Source organism: Acidisarcina polymorpha (genome assembly GCF_003330725.1).
Lineage (GTDB): Bacteria > Acidobacteriota > Terriglobia > Terriglobales > Acidobacteriaceae > Acidisarcina > Acidisarcina polymorpha.
Genome location: NZ_CP030840.1, coordinates 1,186,876 through 1,204,549 on the forward strand (window position 1 = coordinate 1,186,876; position 17,674 = coordinate 1,204,549).

Below are 17,674 nucleotides of genomic sequence, written 5' to 3' on the forward strand. Positions count from 1 at the left end.
CGGTCGGACCTTCCCTAGAACGTCCTCTGGTCGGCTTCTTGCTGGGGAGCGTGGGTGCGCAATCCTAATTCCTCAACAAGACATTCGAGCTTGTGCCTGGTTGCTGGAGCGACGGGGACCATCGGCAAGCGGTACGCTTCGGAGAGACGACCCATCATGGCGAGAACCGCCTTGACCGGTCCTGGGCTGGTCTCCCAGAAGTTGGCCTGCATCAGACGGAAGTATTTGCGGTTGATACTGCGCGCGGCGTCCCAGTCGTTGCTCAGCGCGGCCCGGACCATGGTGGCCATCTCGGCGGGAATTTCATTCGAAGCGACCGAGATCAGACCCGCTCCGCCGACCGAGATTACTGGCAAGGCCAGAGGGTCGTCCCCCGCAAAGACTTTGAAGCCTAACGGCAGCTGGTGGATCAACTCGGTAATCTGGCCAATTTGCCCGCTCGACTCCTTAACGGCCTCGATATTCGGCGCAGCCTCGGCAAGCCGGGCGATGGTGGCGGGTTCGAGGTTAGCGCCGGTGCGGCTCGGGATGTTGTAGAGCACCACCGGCAGCGGAACTGCGTCAGCGACCGCCTTGAAGTGCTGAAACTGACCCTCCTGAGTAGGCCGGTTGTAGTATGGATTCGCGGTCAGCACCGCGGTCACACCGGGAACTTCGGCGGCAGCTTTCGCCTTGGCTACGGCCTCGCGTGTAGCGTTGTGGGTGCAGCCTGCCCAAACCGGGACGCGGCCGCCAGCAGCGCCGGCAACGATGCGGATGACTTTGAGCCATTCTTGATCGTTGAGGGTGGGGGTTTCGCCGGTGGTCCCGCAAGCGACGAGAAAATCGATGCCGCTATCGATCTGCCAGTCCACCAGGGCGTTCAGGGACGATTCATCCAATTCGCCATCGGCGCGAAAGGGTGTTACCAGCGCCGTGCCACATCCAGTGAGTTCCATTGCTCTGTGAGTTTATCGCGAACGGGGGTGTGGGTGGGTCAGGCGGAGTTCATATCGGCTGCTGGCGTGCTTGGCAGCAGGGGCCGCCGCCGGGAAAAAAGCGTAGGCTCAATGGTATGCAGCCCATCATACTGCCCCCAGAAAGCCCAGCAGCAGCCAAGAGGCCAACGCTGAAGTTACGGAATCTGCCATTGGTGATGGTGTGTCTGGGCGGATTTGCCGTTGTAGGCATCCTTCTTTGCGCGGCGGCGATTCTCGGGGCTATCGTTGCCCTTGGGTTCTTCGCGTTGATTGCGGTATTGATTCTGTGTGGACTCCCGGTGCTATTCCTAGCCGCTTATCGCAGGCAGTCTCAATCAAACTGTTCATAGACATCGCGGAACTCGAAGACGCCCTGGCGGGTAGAGATCCACTCGGCAGCGCGGACGGCTCCTTCGGCGAAGCCGCGCCGGGAGAAGGATTCGTGGCGGAGCTCGATGACTTCGCTGTCGGTCCTGGACTCGATGACGTGAATGCCGGGGGTGTCGCCTTCGCGCTTCGACTCGATCGGGACGTTCAGATGCGGATTTGCCGACTCCAGAGCAAGCTTCAACGTCAAAGCGGTCCCTGACGGGGAATCCTTTTTATCGACGTGATGGGTTTCGACGATCCTGAACTTGAAACCGGGCGCGGCCTGGGCCAACTCGTGCGCGACCTTGTAGAGGGCATGCACGCCGATCGAGAAGTTGCTGCCATAGACAAGTCCGGCATGGCGGCGTTCGGCGAGCGCGCGCAGGTCTTTGAGATGCTCGAGCCAGCCCGTTGTTCCCACCACCATGTGCGCTCCGGTGGCCAGACAAGCGCGCATGTTGGGGATGACTGCTTCCGGCGTGGTGAAGTCAATGACGGCGTCAAACTGCGCCAGGAAAGGGGCGGTGATGGCCGACCCATTTACATTTGCCTCTTCTCCGATGACCCTGACGCTGTGGCCTCGTTCCTTTGCCACCTCGGCCACCAGGCTACCCGTCTTGCCACGTCCCAACACTAAGAAGAGCATCTCGCTTAGCTCTCACTTTCCTGGAGCAGTCTCGCAGTCACTATGTAGTCTCCGACGGTGATTCTGTTTCGCGTTCCGTTTCGGGCGAGCGCCAAGCCGGATTCCTTCCAAGCATTCCAACTATGGGGAGAATGCCCTGTAATATCCATCCTGCTACTTAACAGCGCCTTCTACGGTGACGGTGGACACTCTTGCTTCGACATCGAAGACGTCGGGGTCGGGATCCTGAAAGAACGCGGCATGGAGAGAGCGCACCGCTTCCTCGACATCGTCTTCTTCGATCATAAAGCTCATATTGATCTCCGACGCTCCTTGCGAGATCATCCTGACGTTGACGTGACGAATGGCTTGAAAAACCTGCGCGGCAATGCCATTCTGCCCGCGAATGTCTTCGCCAACCATGCAGATCAGCGCCTTACGACCCTCGTACTTCACATCAGCAACTTTACTCAAGTCGGCGGAGATCTCAGGCAGCCGTTCGTTGGAATCGACCGTGAGCGAGACGCTAACTTCGGAGGTGGAGACCATGTCCACGGCGCATTTGTGTTTATCGAAGACGTCAAATATGGATTTGAGATATCCATGCGACATGAGCATCCGGCTGGCGACAACGTCAATGATGGTCAGCCGCTTTTTCACTGCGATCGACTTGAAGGGGCTGCGGCAGTGAGACGCCATGGCCGTAATGCGGGTACCTTCGTTGCCGGGGTTTCGCGAATTCAAGACGGCGACAGGGATATTTTTCTGCACCGCCGGCAGGATCGTGGCCGGATGGAGCACCTTGGCGCCGAAATAGGCGAGTTCCGCGGCCTCTTCGAAGCTGATCGTCTTAACTCGGAGGGCATCGGGGCAGATACGCGGATCGGCGGTCATGATGCCGTTGACATCGGTCCAGATCTCGATCACCGAAGCGTTGAGGCCGCCGCCGACCAGCGCGGCGGTGAAATCCGATCCTCCGCGCCCGAGGGTGGTGGTGACGCCGTCTTCGGTCGCACCGATAAAGCCGCCCATCACCGGAAGCTTCTTCTCCTTCAGCAGCGGAAGCACGAACTCTTCGAGCCGTTTCTCGATCAGGGCGTCGATCGGGATGGCCCGGCCATGCTGCGCGTCGGTGACGATGCATTGTTTCGCGTCGACGTGGACGGCGGCGAGACCGGTGGCGGCAAAGCCGGCTGCGACCATGCGGCTAGAGAGCTGCTCGCCGAAGCTGACCACCATGTCGCTGGTCCGGGCAGTGAGCTCGCCGACTGCCGAGAGGCCGCGGAATATCTCGTCGAGCGACTCAAATTTCTTGTCGATCCACTCGGAAAACTCAACAATGGAGGGCGTCGCCGTGGAGGACTGGCTGTCCGCTAAAAGCTTGCGCGCGGTATCGTGATGCCGGTGGCGAAGCCGTGCGCTGATGGCCAGGGCGCCTGCTCGATCGCCTCGTCCTGCCGCATGCGCCGCCGTAATCAGCTGATCGGTGACCTTCGCCATGGCGCTGACGACGACGATCGGCAGCACTCCCTGGGAGCGGCGGTGGGCGACGATGCGCGCGGTTCGGGCGATGGCAACGGCGTCCTCGACCGAGGTCCCGCCAAACTTCATGACGACGAACTTCATGCCAGCGCCGCCACGGGATCGTTTGATTTTGCCGCGACGACTGAATCGCTCCCCGGATCGAGCTTGCCGAGCTTCTCGAGGATTTCAGCGTTGAGGATTGCCGCACCGGCCGCACCGCGAATGGTGTTATGCGAGAGTACCGTGAACTTCCAATCGAAGAGGCTGCAGGGGCGAAGCCGGCCGACGGTCGAGGCCATGCCGTTTCCACGCATCCGGTCCAGCCGGGGTTGCGGCCGATCCTCGGCAGAGACGAACTCGACCGGCTGCGCAGGCGCGCTTGGAAGAGCCTGGCCGGCGAGTGGAGAAAAGTCCCGCCAAGCCTCAATCAATTCTTCGCGAGAGGCTTTCTTGCTCAATTTGATGCTCACGCACTCCATATGGCCATCTTCGACGGGAACGCGATTGCAATGCGCGCTCAGCTTCGCAGCGAGCGGGTCAACTGCACGGCCATTCCACCGGCCAAGCAGCTTGAGTGTCTCTTCCTGCAGCTTTTCTTCTTCGTTCTTGATGAAGGGAACGACATTGCCGAGGATGTCGAGCGAGGCGACTCCGGGATAGCCCGCACCGCTGACCGCCTGCATGGTGCTGACAAAGATGGCTTCGATGCCGAAGCGCTCGGCGATCGGCTTGAGCGCAAGCACCAAGCCGATTGCCGAACAGTTCGGGTTGGTCACGATGTAGCCGCCGGAAGCTTTGCGCCACTGCTGCTCTTCAATCAGCGGGAGGTGATCGGCGTTGACCTCGGGGATGACTAAAGGCACGTCTGGATGCATGCGGAAAGCACTGGAGTTGGAGATGACCGCGCAGCCGGCAGCGGCGAAGGCGGGCTCCATTTCGCGGGCGATATCGGCGTCGAGGGCGGCAAAGATAATCTTTGGCGCCGCTTGCGGGATTGCCGGAGAGACCAGCATGTTCGCGATGTTATGGGGAAGCGGAGTGTCCAGCTTCCATTTCGCGGCCTCGCCATAGGGCTTGCCGCTCGAGCGGTCGCTGGCCGCCAGCCAAGTGACTTCGAACCAGGGATGGTTCTCTAAGAGCTGAATAAACCGTTGGCCAACCATACCGGTTGCGCCCAGGATGCCTACTTTGCGCCGTTGCCGCATTCTCGCTAACTGCCGCCCAGAAAAGACTTGCCCCGCAACGACTCGGAGTTCAAGTCGGTCAGGCTGTGTCTTTCAGTGTACTTCGTCAAGGCAGAAATCTACCTCCAATTAGCGCAGCTGGCCGTTCCCAGTACCATATGTGAAATCAACGGTAGCGGTTTGGTGCGAAGCGACGGTGACCTGGGCGGTCTGCTGCCCGAGCACTTCATGGACGGCGACAACGGTATAAGTTCCCGGTGGCAGTCCGCGAATGACGAAGCTCCCGTTCTGGTCCGAAACCGCGTAGAACGGGTTGGGGGACACGTTGATAAAGGCGTTCATCCAGGGATGGTTGTTGCAGCGCACCGGGATCATCAACTCCGGCTTGGCGAAGACCCGCTGGGTCGTCCCACCCTTAGGAGGCTGCGAGATGTCGACTTCAGGATTCGTGGGAGTCTCGGCGGTGGTGTGGATGTTGTGCATGGTGGGATCGGAGTTGGTGAACTCCACCGGCTGGCCGACCATGACGCCAATCACGTGCGGTATGTACCGGCAGCCCTTCTGGTCGAGTTGCACTGGCGCTGACGGCGCGGGATAGATCTTGTTGCCCAATCCGTCTTTCACGTAGATAAAGACGTTCTGCAGCTTGCCGTCCTTGATCATGTATTGCTCGGAGTAGTTTGGATCGGAACTCAGCGAACAAGCCGGATCCTGCGCCATGTCAATCTCAATGCGCGGCGGCGCTTTTTTGGCGAAGTTGATGGTGCCGGAGATGGTGCCGGCGGTGTTGACATCGATCTGGGTGTAGGTGGCGGCCGGACCAGCGCCAGGCGCAACCTCGCTGCGATTCGCCGTCTTGTTGCACCCGGCGCTCAACAGGACCACGGCTACCATCGAGATCGCGGAAGCGAACCACCTCGTCATTTTGCTCCCTCCATGGCCGCCAAGACCGCATCTGCGAAGGCTTTCGTTCCCGCCGTGCCGTGCACGTCCCGGGTGAGGGTTTTGGCCTCGACGTAGACTTTCTCCAGCGCAGTTTGAATCCGGTCGGCGGTTGCGTCTTCTTCGAGATGCCGCAGCATCAGTACTGCCGATTGCAGCAGCGCGGTGGGGTTGGCGATGTCCTTGCCCGCAATGTCGGGGGCCGAACCGTGCACAGCTTCGAAGATCGCGGCGTGGTCGCCGATGTTCGCGCCAGGCACCAGTCCCAGGCCGCCAATCAACCCCGAGCAGAGGTCGCTCACGATGTCGCCGTAGAGGTTCTCCATCACCAGGGTGTCGTACTGGTACGGGTTCATCACCAGCTGCATGCAGGTGTTGTCGATGATGTGCTCGCCGTAGGTGATCTCCGGATACGATTTACTGACTTCCCGGGCGCACTTCAGGAAGAGGCCGTCGGAGAGCTTCATGATGTTGGCTTTATGGATCGCGTGGATCTTGCGCCGTTTTTGCTTGCGGGCATACTCAAACGCCCACTTGGCGATGCGGGTCGAAGCCTTTGCGGTAATGACCTTGATGGACTCGACGACGCCGGGCACGACTTCGTGCTCGAGACCGACGTACAAGCCTTCGGTGTTCTCACGAACGATAACCAGGTCAACACCTGGATATTTTGTCTCGAGACCGGGAAGGTTCTTGATGGGGCGGAAGTTCGCATAGAGCTCGAACTGCTTGCGCAAGGTGACGTTGATCGAGGCGAATCCGCCCCCGATCGGGGTGGTCACCGGCCCTTTGAGACCGACCCGCGTCCGCTCAATCGATTCGGAGAGCTCATGGGGAATGTATTCGCCTTGTTTGGCGAAGGCCTCGGCGCCGGCGGCAAACCGCTCCCAGGCGAAGGTCACGCCGGTCGCTTTCCCGGCCGCTTCCAAGATGCGGACGACTGCATCGGTTACCTCCGGTCCGATGCCATCGCCGGGGATTAATGTCACTGCATGGATTCGTGCAACAGCCTCACTCATTGACACTCGCTTTCAAATTGCGCTTGATTATGCACTCGCCGCCCTTGTGGCGAAACTCAGGCAGCGTGCTATTCCTTGGCCGCCGCCGCGGCGCTCTTGTGGCTTAGCAACTGTTCCAACTCTTCCTTGAACTCGCGCACGTCTTTGAAGTCCCGGTAGACGCTCGCGAAACGTATATAGGCGACCGTATCCAGACCCTTCAACCGGGACATGATGAGTTCGCCGATTTCGCTCGTGGTGCGCTCACGCTCGGGGGAATCCATTAGATAGGTCTCGGTCTCATCGACGATCGCTTCCAGCTTTCCTGCCGAGACCGGACGCTTTTGACAGGCCTGCAACAAGCCCGAGAGCACTTTTTGCCGCTCGAACCGCTCGCGGCGTCCATCTTTCTTGACTACCATGTAGGGAATTTCATCGATGCGCTCGTAGGTGGTGAATCGCTTCTGGCAACTCTCGCATTCGCGCCGCCGGCGAATGGAATCAGCCTCCTTGCTCTCCCGCGAGTCCACCACACGATCTTGCGCAAAGCCGCAATAAGGGCACTTCATCTCGTCTGGTTGATTTTAACAGCCACGCAGGGGAAGCAATCAGGGTGCGGACCAAAGCAGGAATTCTCCCAGAATCGGGAACGAACTGGATTGCTTCCGCGTACCACGCTGCATAAAGGAGTGCTCTCCATGAAAGCCCTGGTTCTGACTGTTTCACTCGCCGCCATGACGTCGCTCGCGCTCTCCGCCTCCGCACAGAGTGAGGAGCATTGGGACAAGACCTATACGGTCGCCGGCCAACCGGACTTGACGCTCAAGACCGGGGACAGCAATTTAGCCATTAAGTCTTGTGGAGCATGCCAGACGGTACGCATTCACATCGACTCCCCGAAACGCAAGTTGAGCGACTATCGCATCGAGGAAGAGCAGAGCGGAGACAGGATTCATTTCTCCCTGAAGGAGAAGCCGCATATCGGGGTTCGCGTTCGAGTGAGCTGGCATGGCGAGCCGGTCAGCGTCCAGGTTGAGACGCCGGCGAACCTGACGCTCCACGCCGAGACGGCAGATGGCAACCTCGATGCTTCCGGGCTCAACGGGACGATTAGTCTTCATTCGAGCGACGGCCGTCAGACGGTCGCGGATGTTTCCGGCAGCTTGCATATCCAATCAAGCGATGGAGGCGCCGAATTACGCAATATCTCAGGGACGGTCGACGCACACGCCTCCGATGGAGACCTGAATATTTCAGGCAAATTGGATGGACTGAACGTCAGCACCAGCGACGGAAAAGTCAGTCTCGAACTGGCCAGCGGCTCAACCCTGAAGAATGACTCAACCGTGCACAGCTCCGATGGAACGGTGACCGTTCGATTGCCCAAAGACTTCTCTATCAACCTGGACGTTTCGACGTCGGACGGCAAGATCGATTGTAATTTGCCGCTGACGCTGGACGGGTTTCATAGCAATGGCGGATCAGACCACTCGGTGCGAGGAAAGCTGAACGGCGGCGGCTCGCTTTTGAGCATTCATACTTCCGACGGAACAGTCCATCTGTCTTCCTTGTGAAGCTCGGCTCTGACTGAAGACGCTTTTAAAGCCCTTTCCGCACCAGACGGCGGACGAGTTCGGTCGTTACGCCGTAGATGGCGTGAGTGACCCATTCACTCTGCCGCTCCTGGGTTTGCTGGCGGACGGGTGGATCGGAGAGGCCCATTTTCGGCAATAGGGACTGGTGGGCGAGGCGGTTCAGCGCCAGGCCGAATCCCGCGCCGCGCCAAGCGGCGGCTTTCGGCTCCATCTCGACTGCAACGCCGTAGACCGCTCCTGCGACCGCTCCAAAGGTCCAGTGAATACCTTGGGTCGCCAGCTGCCTCTGGCCCTCGGAGAGCGGGTGTCCGGCGACCTGTTCGGCCAGCACTACCGGCGGAGGCGTTTGCCCCGCGGTTCGAGGCGGATAGATCTTCTCTGCCAGTGCCTTTGCCCCCGAACCGACGATGCCCCCAACCAAACCCGCCAAGGCTCCCTTGATGATGGAGCGCTTCCGCCCTTCTGCTGCTTCTTTCGCCATTTTCTACCTTCTCCCGACTGGATGCTTTGCCAATGGACTTCAATTGAGTAGATGCAGAACCGGAGAGAATCCGCATTCAAGAAAAAGGCTCAAAGTTTGATTCGGGGACGGAACCTTGATCCCAAAGAGAAGGATCTCAGAGCGAAGGGGGAGGGGCAGACACTGAGGGATGTGCAGCCGTTGCCGCGGCAACAATCTCGGCTGGAATTTCTCGATCGCCAGCCTCTTCGCTTTCCTCGGTGACGCGCTTGAGCGAGACGTGTTCGAAGCGCGACCATATCAGTCCTACCGGAACGATCGAGAGGAAGCTGACAATCAGCAACATGGCGCCGGCGCCGAGGGCGGGTTCAGGAGCTACGCCTAGCCAGGCGTGCATGGTGGCCGAGGTAGCCAGGATGGTCGTGAACCAGCCAACAACCGGCAATTGGAAGATTGATCCGCCCATGCTGGCCGCCATCAAGACCATGCATCGGGCGAGCGTCATGTGATACAGCTCCGGCGAATTTGTGAAAGCCCAGAGGGTCTCCAGGTAGGCCAGGACGATGAGCGCCCACATGGCCAAGGAGACGCCAGCGGCGAGCAGGAAGTCGGTCACTGAATCGATCGTGTCGAGGCCATCGCGAAAGGCGCGGATTTTGTCAGCCACGGATTTGCCGATGCCTGGGGAAAGCGCGCCTATCGTCTTTTCGGTGAAGGCCGCCAGAACCCCGCCGGAGACTCTGACGAAGACGGCAAAGATAGCTAACCCTATGGTTACGATGAAGCTGACCTTGGCTACCTTCACCATCAGTTCATGATGCGGCAGGGCGTTTCGATCAGGAGCGAAGAGCAGGGTGAGCGAGAAGATCAAGGCCATTGCGCCCAGATCGAACATGCGCTCGACGGTATATACGGCAACCTGCGAGCCAACGGTCAGGTTCACGCGGCGGGCGACGAGGTAGGGCCGAACCAGATCGGCCAACCTTCCGAAGAGCGCTACGCCGGTGAAACCGATGACCTGAGAGCCGAGAATGCTGAAGGGCGAGACGCGCTTCACCGGCTTCAGAAAGATTGACCAGCGCACTGAGCGGAGAACGTAGCCGCCGTAGATCAACGCGACCGCGATGGCGAACCTTCGCCAGTCAGCCTGCTTCAACTGCTGGCCAAAGACCGCCCAGCTGAACTGGACGCGGGCACGAATGAAGAGCGCAAGCACCACCAGAGCAATGGTGACCAGAATCCACAGGATCCAGCGCTTGTTCTTCAAGGAGCGACGGCTCCGGAGAGAAGAGATGCAGATGTGGTCGCCGAGGCGAGGCTGCTCTTCGCATGAACCGCTCGGACGGAGGCGTTGAAATCGCGAATGATCCTCGCGATATAAAGACGGGTTTCCCGGTACGGCGGCACGCCATGCCAGCGGTCCACGGCGCCGGGGCCGGCGTTATACGCGGCCAGGGCGAGCGCGAGGTTGTCGTGGTAGCGGGTCAACAGAGCATCCAGATAGGCGGTGCCGCCAGCGATATTTTCCTCCGGCAGGAAGCTATCGTTGACGCCGAGCTGCGCGGCGGTCTTCGGCATGAGCTGCATCAAGCCTTGCGCGCCGGTCCGGCTCGATGCCCGGGTGTGGCCACCACTTTCGGCGCGGACAACGCTGGCCAGAAGATTCTCGTCCAGATTATGTTGTGCGCCGGCGGTAGCGAGCATCTCGTGAAGTTCTGCTTTGGTCAAGTCGGCCCTGACCTCCGTTTTGGCTGGGCTCGGATGGATCAGGGGACCCACGGTGGCGTCGACCGGACTGTGCAGAGTAACAGCCTCAATTGAAACCACTTCGCTGGCGCCGACTTCGACGAAATTGGAGGTTCCGGGTTCTGTATAAAGACGCATCCGGTTCCCGTCCTGTTCGCGGTGATCGCAGATCAGCTCAAAGCCGTTCTTGAGCGTGACTTGCTCGGCGATGCGATCGGCCGCAAGGGCGGGCATGGCGGTGGCGGCGAGAGCCGTCAACAGGAGAAACGAGGTGAGCCTGCCCGACTTCGGCTTGCATGGAAGAAAAGCCAGCATCACGGAAACTCTACCACGGCAGGGCCAACCAGCACTCTTGCTTCTTCGTCGGCCCACTGGCGGTTGCGCTGCAGAGCTCCGATGATCGAGAGCGCCACGCCATCCTGGTCGTTGGTTGCGGTGATCGACCAGCCTGAACGCCTGGCCCGCTCCAGCAGCTCGGGAGGCGCATTTCCCATAAGCACCGGTTGACCTGCGTAGTCGAGCATCTCGACATCGTTATAGTTGTCGCCGATGGCCATGATCTCTTCGCGGCGAACGCCCAACGTGGCTGCCAGTCTGCCGATGGCGGAGCCTTTCGAGCAGCCCGGCGGCAGGATGTCGAGGATCGAGAGATTGTTGCCGGGATATTCGGTGCGATGAGTCTCGATCAGGCCGACGAAGTCGCTGTGGTTCAGGCGGTGTTCGGCATTGCGCATCTGCTCGACAGTGCCGCAGACCATGCCCTGCACCGGTGCGAGACCGGTGTCGAAGGCCAGTTCCAGGGGATGGATTTCGCGAATGTAAGGGCGGTTCTGCTCCACCCATTTATCGACGCTTCGTTCCAGAGCCTGGAGTGAATCGACGACCAATTCGCCGGGTCCTTCATGGTCGAAGGTGAAGACAGTGGTGCCGCCGAACTGGCGCAACTCGGCGCACAGGGCGCGGGCGGTTTCGGTGGGAAGGAGCCAGCGATCGATGCGTCTCCCGCTGAAGGTGCGAGTGACTGTCCCGTTCGAGGAGATCATGACGGTCTCGGGGGAGAGCCCGGCGAGTTCGAGGACCGGAATCGCATAGGCCTGGCGCCGGCCGGTCGCCACCACAATATGGACGCCTTCGGCCTCGGCCCGGCGAAGCGCCTCCTGATTGCGCGCGCTGATACGAAGGCCTGCGGAGGGGAGCAAGGTGCCGTCGATGTCGATAGCGATTAAACGGGTAGGGCCGGAGAAAGAGGTCATCTTCTCAAGTCTATCTGGAGCCGCGAGAAAGCACGATAAATCCTCGCATTCAAGCCCATGGCTTTCTCGCCGATAGAGCTCTCAGGACACATGCCCAACCCTCTCCCCATCCTCTCGAGCTCCTCCCTGGAAACCGCCCAGCCCGTTTCCATTGAGGCCGGATTGGAAACGTGACGCATTTGCCGGAACGCTCTCTGCCGGCACCATTTCCTTGTCGGATATCGTCTCTGCCCTGTCCTTTGCGCTCGATCTGACCGAGGATGCCCGGCCCGGCCATGCGGTGCGCAGCTGCCTGCTGGGCATGAGGATCGGCACCGAGCTGGGTCTGCCTGATCAACAGCTGTCGAGTCTCTATTACGCTCTATTACTCAAGGACATCGGGTGCAGCTGCAATGCCAATCTACTGTGCGAGATGGTTGGCGGAGATGATCGCCGGATCAAGCGCAGTGTCAAGCTTGAAGATTGGCGCTACCCCTCCATTTCGGGCTTGAAGCTGCTATGGGAGCATGCCGGCGCGGGCGAAGCGATCTTGATGAAGTCGAAGCGGGTGCTCTCGCTGGCGATGCGGCGCCGGCGTTTCCGCAACGAACTGGTGCGGCTGCGCTGCGAGTGCGGGGTCAAGGTTGGCAGGAAGATCGGTCTTCCCGAGGCCAGCGTCGAGGCCATCAGCAGTCTCGACGAACATTGGGACGGGCGCGGCTATCCGGAGAGACTGCGCGGCGAGGCCATTCCGATCCTGGCGAGAATCATTAACCTCGCCCAGTGTCTCGACCTTTTCAGCTCGGAGAACGGCACTGCGGCGGCGATGAGATCGATCTCCGCCCGCAGCGGGAGCTGGTTTGATCCAGAGCTGGTGCGGGTGGCGCGGGCGCTTTCCCAGCAGAATCGCCTCTGGGAATTTTATGGCTCGGGCATGGAGCGCAAGGTGGTTCTCGGATTGGAGCCGGGAATGATCGTTCGCGCCGACGACGCTCAGATTGACAGGATTGCGGAAGCATTTGCCGACGTGGTTGATGCCAAATCACCCTTCACCTATGCTCATTTGCTCGGAGTGAGAGACGCGGCGATGCATATTGCGCGCCAAATCGGGATGAGCGGCGAGCGTCTGAATCTAGTCTACCGGGCCTCCCTGTTGCACGATCTTGGCAAGCTGCGGGTGCCAAATTCCATCCTGGACAAGCCTGGCAAGCTGGACTTCATGGAGTGGCAGGTGGTGAGGGAACACCCAGGACTGAGCGGCGAGATTCTGAGTCGCATTCGTCCATTTCAGGAGCTGGCGAGAGTGGTTGGCGAGCACCATGAGAAGCTCGATGGCAGCGGATACCCGGGTGGACTGAAGGGCGATCAGCTTTCGATCGAATCGCGAATCGTAGCCGTCGCCGACGTCTATGGGGCGCTGTTGGAAGACCGCTCCTACCGTCCCGGAAGAAGTCGGGCTGCGGCGCTGCTTAGCATGAAGGAATCGGTGCCCGGTAAGCTGGATGCTGAGTGCTATGAAGCCCTCGCTGCGTCGTCTGCCTCCGGTCTGCCTTTCGCGAGACGAGATTCTTCTCACGTTCATCGTGACATGTACGGATAATTGTGAGGTCGTTGGCAGATCGCAGTCGCGCTATCAGCAAAGGGAACAATGAAGTCCATCTGTTGATAGGCTAAGGTTTATGGATGAACTCTGTTCCCGTTGCGGTGAAGCGATCCAGCCGGAGATCGCGCGCGGATCGTTGTGCGACGCGTGCAGGTCGCTTGCCGACGAACAATCGTCGGCTCCCATGAAGAGTCTCCCGGAGTACGATCATCGCGGAGTTCGGATGCCGGCCCGTACCCGGGTCGGCGGTATCATCATCCCTCAGTAGCTACTGCGAACAGACGCGACAGATTGCTTCTCCGAATTTCTCGGCCTTGGATGGGCCGATCCCCGCTACCGACAGAAGCTCGTCGATGGTGCGAGGCTCTTCGACGGCAACTGCGCGCAGCGTCCGGTTGCCAAGGATGTGAAAGGCGCGGACGCCGAGTTTATTGGCTTCCTCCAGCCGCCAAGCGCGCAGCTTGTCCCACAATTCGGCGGATCGACCGGTAAGCGCTGCGTCTTCTGGTTCCGGCTTGCTCGACTTCGTTGATGAGCGAGAAATCGGCTTTGCTGAAGGCTTCCGGGCCACGATACCAGGCCCCTCCTTCAACAGAACGGTGTCGAAGATCCGTTCGTCTATGTCCTCTCCATCGCGGGTGAGGCTGACCTTGCGATAGTTGATGCTGCGGCCCTCTTTTTCGAAGACGGCATCCTCGATCGAGACCAGTCCGGCCGAGGCCAACGCGTTGAGCAGGACGTCGAAGTCGTTCCGTCCCATTTGCTCGTGAGGAAACAACTGCTTGTAAAGTTGGCCGATCGAGATGGATCGCCCGCTGTCGAGGGACTTGAGGATGGTCTCCATGGTTTGCCGCTCGCCGAGACCCGGCGCTCGAAACTGCTGGGCGATGCAACGTTCGGGTGAGCAAAAATCGCACTGGCCGCAGGATCGCCGGCCGTCCTCGATGTCGCCGAAGTGACGGACCAATGCTGCCATCCGGCATTGACTGGCCTCGGCATACTGCATAACCTGATCGATCTGGGCCTGGCGGCGGCTCAATTGGACCGCGTAAGCGTCGCTCCACTTGCCGTCGGAGGCGACCACGTTGTCGGAATAATCCACGCTGGCTCCCCCGTGAAGAGAAAGCTTCTCCAAAGCACGGTCGAAGACTTCGGCATCCATCTTGAGCGCGTTCCGAAGGGCGTCTTTATGAAGTCCACCGCTGCGCAAACGGCGGCGAATGTCGTGAAGAACTTCTGGATTGGGGTAGTCGCGTTCCAGGAAAAATTCGAGCAGCCGGCGATCTGCCCAGGAGTACATCAGTACGGTGCGGCTGGGCTTACCGTCGCGTCCGGCGCGGCCAATCTCCTGATAGAAGGCCTCGAGCGTAGCCGGAATGGAGGTATGAATCACCGTACGTATATCCGCTTTGTCGATGCCCATGCCGAAGGCGATGGTGGCGACAACCGTCTCCAGTTCTCCGGCAAGAAAGGCCTGCTGTACGCGGTCGCGGTGCTGGGCATCAAGACCGGCGTGATAGGCGGCGGTGGGGAAAAGCGGGGAGAGTTCGGCGGCGAGCGCGTCGGCCTCTTTGCGCGATGGGGCATAGACGATCGCCGGACGCCGGGCAGGTTCGGCGAGCAGTTCGCGGGTGAGGTCGGCGCGGCGGGGCTTGGGCGTTTCAACAACTTCGATCGCCAGGTTGTCGCGGCGAAAGCCATGAATGAACCGCGCCGCCGACCGCAAGCCAAGTTGTTTAACGATATCGTCCTGCACTAGTGGAGTCGCGGTCGCGGTGAGCGCAATCACCGGTGCAGGTCGAAGTGCGGGAAGATGCTGCCCTAGAGTGCGGTAGTCGCGGCGAAAGTCGTGCCCCCAAGCCGAGATGCAATGCGCCTCGTCGATCGCGATGAGGGAAGGCTTGCGCCTGGCGAGCATTTCGGCGAAGCCCGGGACTCGCAGGCGTTCGGGAGCAATGAAGAGAAATTGCAGCGTGCCGTTCAGATACTCAATGCAGGCCTGCCGCGACTCCGTGCGCTCTCGCCCGGAATGAATCCGTGCCACCTGCAATCCCTGAGCGGAGAGCTTCGCCACCTGATCCTCCATAAGGGCGATCAGCGGGCTGACGACCAGAGTGGTGCCGCCGCGGGCGATCGCCGGAAGTTGATAGCAGAGCGACTTGCCGGCGCCCGTGGGCATGACCAGAAGCACGTCTTGACCGTCAATCGCGGCACGGCATACCGCTTCCTGATTGGCGCGAAAGTTCGCAAACCCAAAATGGCGGTGGAGCACGTCGAGCAGCGGGAGGTCGATGGACGGGGACGAGATCAATTGTTGGTCTTCAGCACCGGTCATAAGGGACTGACCACCACTCGTTGTTCGGCCAGATCCAATCGGTGGATCGAACCGGCGTTGCGCGGGGACATTGCCCTATCATAACCGCCTTGATGGGTGAATAACTTGGGCCTAAATGTCGCGTCGCCGGTCATGATTTGCAGGCCGAGGGATGTTGATTTCCCAGCGCGGAAGCTTAACTCTGGCTCTTCGACATGGCATCGACGCGCCCGCGCAGATCGAGGACCTCTTGCCGGAGAGCGGCCACCTGCTCTTCAAGGCTTTGGAGGCGGTGACTGCCGTCGATCTCTTCGGCTTTTGAAGGAGATCCGGCGCCGGAAGAAATGAAATCAGCGACATAGGTGTCGCCACAGAAGAGATGCATGGACCGCGCCTCTTTCGTGCCCGGCTGCCTGGGCAGTGTCCGAACCAGGGGAGGCTCGCGATCTATAAGCTTCTGGAGGGTCGCCTGGACGTCGGAAAGTTCATCGAAGCTGTAGAGCCGGTCGCTTCGGCTGCGAAGTTCACCCGGTGTCTGCGGTCCCCGTAGTAGCAATACACAAAGGACGGCGACTTCGCGACGCCCAAAGTTGAAGGCTTCGGAGAATCGATGTTCGTACTTGGTTACGCGGCTATCGAACCCGCGCACCGCTCCAGCCAGACCCTTATCATCCAGGCCGTGGAGGGCCTGCCGCACGGTATCTTCATCGAACTCCGTAACCGGGTCACGATTGGATTTCTGATTGCACGCGTTCAGCAGGGCGTTCATCGATAGAGGGTAGTAGTCAGGGGTCGTGATCTCTTTCTCAATCAACGCGCCGAGGACCCTGGCTTCTACGCCGGTCAACACGGGAACGGCTGAAGAGGAGGTCACTGCGGAGCCGTTCCCGAGGGATTGGCGTTCCGAGCGGCGGCAGCGGCCGCGTCTCGCTTAGCCTGGCGTTTCAGGTGATAGTGATGAGTCACGTCCGGCCAAAATTCGATTAGAGCAGCGCCGATCATTCCTTCCGCGGTCACAGTTGCGGCGCTCTGAAAGGTCTGACCGAGACCGCGGTCGGCTTCGGGGTAGTACACATTCGAAATGCCCCCTGCGATCAAGTTACCCATCACGTTTGCGTAGTTCGGGCCCCTCGTACCATCGTCTCGTCTGCAAACCACGGTCGTCGACATCGAGTACAGGAGGCGATGGGGGAACGAACCGTGTCCTAAGCGGAAATAGCGAGGGTCCTCATGCAGCACGACCGGGAGAACGGCGTTTCCCCAGAAGTTGCCATCGGCAGTGTCGGCATAATTTGCCCCGAATCGCTTGGCATACCCCTGAATGCCTTGCCCGTAAGCCGCATGACTATCCTGAGCCTGTCCGATGCCCGCAGTGACGGCGGCAAACGCGAAGACATATGGGTCGGTCGTACTCTTAAACATGAGCTTGAATTTCTGACCAGGGGTAAGCGGAGGGACGCTGCCCTCGTAGACAGAATTAAAAGCCGGAATTACTCCCAGGATTCGCTGTTGCTCCTGCTTTTTCAGCTGCTCCTCTGCTTGTTTTTTTTGCTCTGGGGAGAGGGGCTCGGTTTGCACTGACGCCGCTGGCGCTGAAGACTGTGGGGGCGGCGGTGTGCTCGAGTTTGCATCTGGGGGAGCTTGCTGGCTGGCCGCCTGAGGCGAAATTCCGGATAGGGAGAGATCCGCAAGCTGGATGCTTGCGGCCGGCTTAGGAGCGTCAGGCAGCGAGGAGTATTCCAGAGACGACTGAGCGAGCGCGATTGGAAGCGCCAGCCAGGCAGTCATAGCAAAAGCGGCTGAGCGCAACCACGCCGAGCGATAAAGATTCAGACTGCTTAAAAGTGCTAGAAGCGTAGTCAGCGGGCCGGAATTGAGTTGTGGGATGCCGCGCGCGGTGCCCTCGTTCGAGAGCAGTGACCGCGAAGTAAATGACAAATTTGACCTTCCTCATTAACTGGCTGACCACCCCATTAGACGAGAAATACGCCTTCGAAGTTGCGGTATTTTACTTTGGGGTCACCGAGCAGCATCTCGAAGGCCATCAACTTGGCTTTCCACGGAGACGGTGGCTTCGGCAGAAGATCTGGCCGCGTATTTAGTTTACCGGAAGTTTAACCGAT

At 59.9% G+C, this 17,674-nt stretch carries 17 protein-coding genes; 3 read left to right on the top strand and 14 right to left on the bottom strand.

Translation table 11 applies throughout. The features are described from left to right. Positions 1 to 14 precede the first annotated feature (14 nt). From dapA to nrdR, 7 genes are all read right to left on the bottom strand, one after another. Positions 15 to 938 (bottom strand): 4-hydroxy-tetrahydrodipicolinate synthase, encoded by a 924-nt coding sequence (dapA, locus tag ACPOL_RS05280; RefSeq protein WP_114206130.1) that lies wholly within the window; start codon positions 936 to 938, stop codon positions 15 to 17. Between the two features lie 352 nt (positions 939 to 1,290). Further along, positions 1,291 to 1,974 (bottom strand): 4-hydroxy-tetrahydrodipicolinate reductase, encoded by a 684-nt coding sequence (locus ACPOL_RS05285; RefSeq protein WP_114206131.1) that lies wholly within the window; start codon positions 1,972 to 1,974, stop codon positions 1,291 to 1,293. Between the two features lie 153 nt (positions 1,975 to 2,127). Next, positions 2,128 to 3,579, bottom strand: a complete 1,452-nt coding sequence (gene lysC / locus ACPOL_RS05290) for a lysine-sensitive aspartokinase 3 (RefSeq protein WP_114206132.1) — start codon at positions 3,577 to 3,579, stop codon at positions 2,128 to 2,130. After that, the gene (gene asd / locus ACPOL_RS05295; protein WP_114206133.1) at positions 3,576 to 4,682 is read right to left on the bottom strand and encodes an aspartate-semialdehyde dehydrogenase; all 1,107 of its coding nucleotides are present in this window, start codon (positions 4,680 to 4,682) and stop codon (positions 3,576 to 3,578) included. The genes lysC and asd overlap by 4 nt, the downstream gene beginning before the upstream one ends. A 108-nt stretch (positions 4,683 to 4,790) precedes the next feature. Beyond that, entirely contained in the window at positions 4,791 to 5,585 is a 795-nt protein-coding gene (locus ACPOL_RS05300) for a carboxypeptidase regulatory-like domain-containing protein (protein ID WP_114206134.1), read from the bottom strand. Continuing rightward, the gene (locus ACPOL_RS05305) at positions 5,582 to 6,622 is read right to left on the bottom strand and encodes an isocitrate/isopropylmalate dehydrogenase family protein (protein WP_114206135.1); all 1,041 of its coding nucleotides are present in this window, start codon (positions 6,620 to 6,622) and stop codon (positions 5,582 to 5,584) included. Before ACPOL_RS05305 ends, ACPOL_RS05300 begins: the two co-directional genes overlap by 4 nt. A gap of 68 nt (positions 6,623 to 6,690) precedes the next feature. Further along, positions 6,691 to 7,170: a transcriptional regulator NrdR gene (gene nrdR / locus ACPOL_RS05310; protein ID WP_114206136.1), complete on the bottom strand. Its 480-nt coding sequence runs from the start codon at positions 7,168 to 7,170 to the stop codon at positions 6,691 to 6,693. A gap of 129 nt (positions 7,171 to 7,299) precedes the next feature. Between nrdR and ACPOL_RS05315 the strand changes: the two genes are divergently transcribed. Next, on the top strand, positions 7,300 to 8,175 hold the full coding sequence (locus ACPOL_RS05315) for a DUF4097 family beta strand repeat-containing protein (protein WP_114206137.1): 876 nt from the start codon (positions 7,300 to 7,302) through the stop codon (positions 8,173 to 8,175). Positions 8,176 to 8,200: 25 nt separating this feature from the next. On the opposite strand, the gene ACPOL_RS05320 is transcribed toward ACPOL_RS05315, so the two are convergent. From ACPOL_RS05320 to ACPOL_RS05335, 4 genes are all read right to left on the bottom strand, one after another. Beyond that, positions 8,201 to 8,677, bottom strand: a complete 477-nt coding sequence (locus tag ACPOL_RS05320) for a DUF1440 domain-containing protein (protein WP_114206138.1) — start codon at positions 8,675 to 8,677, stop codon at positions 8,201 to 8,203. Positions 8,678 to 8,813: 136 nt separating this feature from the next. Then, a complete protein-coding gene (locus tag ACPOL_RS05325; RefSeq protein ID WP_114206139.1) occupies positions 8,814 to 9,923 on the bottom strand; it encodes a lysylphosphatidylglycerol synthase transmembrane domain-containing protein in 1,110 nt (369 codons plus the stop codon). Continuing rightward, on the bottom strand, positions 9,920 to 10,717 hold the full coding sequence (locus ACPOL_RS05330; RefSeq protein ID WP_236657250.1) for a lytic transglycosylase domain-containing protein: 798 nt from the start codon (positions 10,715 to 10,717) through the stop codon (positions 9,920 to 9,922). Before ACPOL_RS05330 ends, ACPOL_RS05325 begins: the two co-directional genes overlap by 4 nt. Beyond that, positions 10,717 to 11,655 carry a Cof-type HAD-IIB family hydrolase gene (locus ACPOL_RS05335; protein WP_114206140.1) on the bottom strand — a complete coding sequence of 313 codons (939 nt, stop codon included), beginning with the start codon at positions 11,653 to 11,655 and terminating at the stop codon, positions 10,717 to 10,719. The genes ACPOL_RS05330 and ACPOL_RS05335 overlap by 1 nt, the downstream gene beginning before the upstream one ends. 151 nt (positions 11,656 to 11,806) lie before the next feature. Here ACPOL_RS05335 and ACPOL_RS05340 point away from each other — a divergent pair, with 151 nt between their 5' ends. Further along, complete coding sequence (locus ACPOL_RS05340; RefSeq protein ID WP_114206141.1) at positions 11,807 to 13,234, top strand: HD-GYP domain-containing protein; 1,428 nt, start codon at positions 11,807 to 11,809, stop codon at positions 13,232 to 13,234. 271 nt (positions 13,235 to 13,505) lie between these two features. Here the strand turns inward: ACPOL_RS05340 and ACPOL_RS05350 are convergent, their stop codons facing one another. The 3 genes from ACPOL_RS05350 to ACPOL_RS05360 form a co-directional block, all read right to left on the bottom strand. Then, complete coding sequence (locus ACPOL_RS05350; RefSeq protein WP_114206143.1) at positions 13,506 to 15,572, bottom strand: RecQ family ATP-dependent DNA helicase; 2,067 nt, start codon at positions 15,570 to 15,572, stop codon at positions 13,506 to 13,508. Positions 15,573 to 15,747: 175 nt separating this feature from the next. Beyond that, the gene (locus ACPOL_RS05355; protein ID WP_114206144.1) at positions 15,748 to 16,425 is read right to left on the bottom strand and encodes a YceH family protein; all 678 of its coding nucleotides are present in this window, start codon (positions 16,423 to 16,425) and stop codon (positions 15,748 to 15,750) included. Further along, the gene (locus ACPOL_RS05360; protein ID WP_114206145.1) at positions 16,422 to 17,489 is read right to left on the bottom strand and encodes a hypothetical protein; all 1,068 of its coding nucleotides are present in this window, start codon (positions 17,487 to 17,489) and stop codon (positions 16,422 to 16,424) included. Before ACPOL_RS05360 ends, ACPOL_RS05355 begins: the two co-directional genes overlap by 4 nt. On the opposite strand from ACPOL_RS05360, the gene ACPOL_RS33445 reads away from it, so the two are divergent. Then, on the top strand, positions 17,483 to 17,653 hold the full coding sequence (locus tag ACPOL_RS33445) for a hypothetical protein (protein ID WP_161557219.1): 171 nt from the start codon (positions 17,483 to 17,485) through the stop codon (positions 17,651 to 17,653). The genes ACPOL_RS05360 and ACPOL_RS33445 overlap by 7 nt on opposite strands. The last annotated feature ends 21 nt before the right edge of the window (positions 17,654 to 17,674 follow it).

What these genes read in the sequence shown, in the direction of transcription:
- dapA (WP_114206130.1), bottom strand. Translation starts at nt 938, where the DNA reads ATGGAACTCACTGGATGTGGCACGGCGCTGGTAACACCCTTTCGCGCC.
- ACPOL_RS05285 (WP_114206131.1), bottom strand. Translation starts at nt 1,974, where the DNA reads ATGCTCTTCTTAGTGTTGGGACGTGGCAAGACGGGTAGCCTGGTGGCC.
- lysC (WP_114206132.1), bottom strand. Translation starts at nt 3,579, where the DNA reads ATGAAGTTCGTCGTCATGAAGTTTGGCGGGACCTCGGTCGAGGACGCC.
- asd (WP_114206133.1), bottom strand. Translation starts at nt 4,682, where the DNA reads ATGCGGCAACGGCGCAAAGTAGGCATCCTGGGCGCAACCGGTATGGTT.
- ACPOL_RS05300 (WP_114206134.1), bottom strand. Translation starts at nt 5,585, where the DNA reads ATGACGAGGTGGTTCGCTTCCGCGATCTCGATGGTAGCCGTGGTCCTG.
- ACPOL_RS05305 (WP_114206135.1), bottom strand. Translation starts at nt 6,622, where the DNA reads ATGAGTGAGGCTGTTGCACGAATCCATGCAGTGACATTAATCCCCGGC.
- nrdR (WP_114206136.1), bottom strand. Translation starts at nt 7,170, where the DNA reads ATGAAGTGCCCTTATTGCGGCTTTGCGCAAGATCGTGTGGTGGACTCG.
- ACPOL_RS05315 (WP_114206137.1), top strand. Translation starts at nt 7,300, where the DNA reads ATGAAAGCCCTGGTTCTGACTGTTTCACTCGCCGCCATGACGTCGCTC.
- ACPOL_RS05320 (WP_114206138.1), bottom strand. Translation starts at nt 8,677, where the DNA reads ATGGCGAAAGAAGCAGCAGAAGGGCGGAAGCGCTCCATCATCAAGGGA.
- ACPOL_RS05330 (WP_236657250.1), bottom strand. Translation starts at nt 10,717, where the DNA reads ATGCTGGCTTTTCTTCCATGCAAGCCGAAGTCGGGCAGGCTCACCTCG.
- ACPOL_RS05335 (WP_114206140.1), bottom strand. Translation starts at nt 11,655, where the DNA reads ATGACCTCTTTCTCCGGCCCTACCCGTTTAATCGCTATCGACATCGAC.
- ACPOL_RS05350 (WP_114206143.1), bottom strand. Translation starts at nt 15,572, where the DNA reads ATGACCGGTGCTGAAGACCAACAATTGATCTCGTCCCCGTCCATCGAC.
- ACPOL_RS33445 (WP_161557219.1), top strand. Translation starts at nt 17,483, where the DNA reads ATGACAAATTTGACCTTCCTCATTAACTGGCTGACCACCCCATTAGAC.